At 62.8% G+C, this 1,021-nt stretch carries 1 protein-coding gene; it reads right to left on the bottom strand.

What is annotated here, in order from left to right; all coding sequences use genetic code 11:
• A partial coding sequence (locus HW443_RS11775) for an IS1634 family transposase (RefSeq protein ID WP_176238281.1) occupies window positions 1-1,021 on the bottom strand: 1,021 nt, incomplete at both ends.

Genomic DNA, 1,021 nt, shown 5'->3' with positions numbered 1-1,021 from the left:
GGCGGTCAGCCACCACATAGCCATAGCCTGAGTTCCGCAGTTCCTCTAGCTTCTCCTCTGTCACCATCCCCCGATCCAGACACAGTACCCGCTTAAGACCCTCCGCTCCCTGGGGAGGGCCAAAGCGTTCCTCCAGCTTCTTTAAGGTGGCCGACAGGGTCTCGGGGTCCTTGATATTACCCCGCCACACTTCCATCCCGATGGGGAATCCTTCCCGGTCTACAACCACTCCCAGGCACACTTGCTTGGCGTCGGAGCGGTGGTCCCGAGGGTAGCCCCGCTTGGCCTTGGGATTGCTGGCCGCCTGGCCCTCGAAATAGGTGCTGGTCAAATCGTACAGAAAAAGGCTGTAGTCCTGGGCAAAAAGCCGCTCCCCTTCTCCCTGAAGGTGAGCTTCGATCTCGGCCTTGTGGGCCCAGACGGCATCCAGAGCGCGGTAGAGCCGGTCGTCGCTGACCTTCCCCACCGGAAGCCCCAATAGGGAGGGTAGGGCGGTCTTGGGCCACCAGCGCAAAATGGCCCATTCACTGCGGGGCGCCACCAGGCGGTTCACGGCGATCAAAGTGGCCACCAGGTGCAGGGGAACCTCAGAACGGCGCCCCTCGGAGGAGGCCTTGGCCCCGGGAGCGTCCAAGAGCTCCTGGAGAAGCTTCCCCAGTCCCAGACGCTTCCATAACTCCAGGCCCACGTAGACGTCCCCGAAATCTCGCGCCTCTTTCCAGTGCACAGAAGAGAGTCGAATGGAAATGCTGTCTGGCTGCGGTTGGGCGTACAACTCCAACACCGTCCTCCGGGGGCGCCCTCTCTTGCCACCCTTTTCCACCTGGGCCTCTAGCGCCCGCGCCATCTCCGGCTCTCCCATGCGCTCCGCCAGAGCCTGCCAGTCTTCGGCCCTGAAGGAGGCCAGATCCCCCAGATGGGCCACCACCCGCTGGCGCACCCCCCGCTCGGTGCGAACATTCTCCACCAGCTTCCAGTAGCGATAGGTTTTACCTTTGACCTTCTTAGCCGTGCTGCGAAG

It is taken from the genome of Candidatus Hakubella thermalkaliphila (genome assembly GCF_013281975.1).
Taxonomy (GTDB): Bacteria; Actinomycetota; Humimicrobiia; order Hakubellales; family Hakubellaceae; genus Hakubella; species Hakubella thermalkaliphila.
The sequence above is the reverse complement of the archived record's forward strand: the minus strand, read 5'-3'. Positions and strand labels throughout refer to the sequence as shown.